The sequence below is a fragment of the Bacillus sp. RIT 809 genome (assembly GCF_016892495.1).
GTDB lineage: Bacteria > Bacillota > Bacilli > Bacillales > Bacillaceae_G > Bacillus_A > Bacillus_A cereus_U.
This window is the reverse complement of the sequence record NZ_JAFEMR010000079.1, coordinates 1-383: the sequence shown is the minus strand read 5'-3', so window position 1 is coordinate 383 and position 383 is coordinate 1. Positions and strand designations below refer to the sequence as shown.

Below are 383 nucleotides of genomic sequence, written 5' to 3'. Positions count from 1 at the left end.
CCGATACGATAAACTTAACTAAATCTATACAATTCAATCAAATTTACACAAGTTAGTGCTTCATCGTGTTCTCGCAACCCCAAAGGGACGAGGGGTATAACACTCCACACGAGGCAGTATCGTTACCTCATATTATCAAGCATTTATTTTACCCATCTTGATAAATTTATCGAAGCATTTAAATCCCTATCGTGATGGCTATTGCATGGAACACAACGCCACTCACGTATTTTTAAACTCCACTGTCCTTCTGGTTGAACTGAATGGTCGTATTTTACTCCGCAACATGAGCAAATCTTACTTGAGGCGAACCATTTATCAGCTTTTACATACTCAATGCCATACTTCTCGCACTTGTATGATAAACATTGAAAGAAGAAGTT

Annotated in this window: 1 protein-coding gene; it reads right to left on the bottom strand. The window is 38.1% G+C overall.

Annotated features, from left to right (window positions below; all coding sequences use genetic code 11):
* Window positions 1-143: 143 nt before the first annotated feature.
* Window positions 144-383, bottom strand: a 240-nt coding sequence (locus JTF23_RS27525) for a zinc ribbon domain-containing protein (protein WP_204210293.1), incomplete at its 5' end; no start/stop codon positions are given.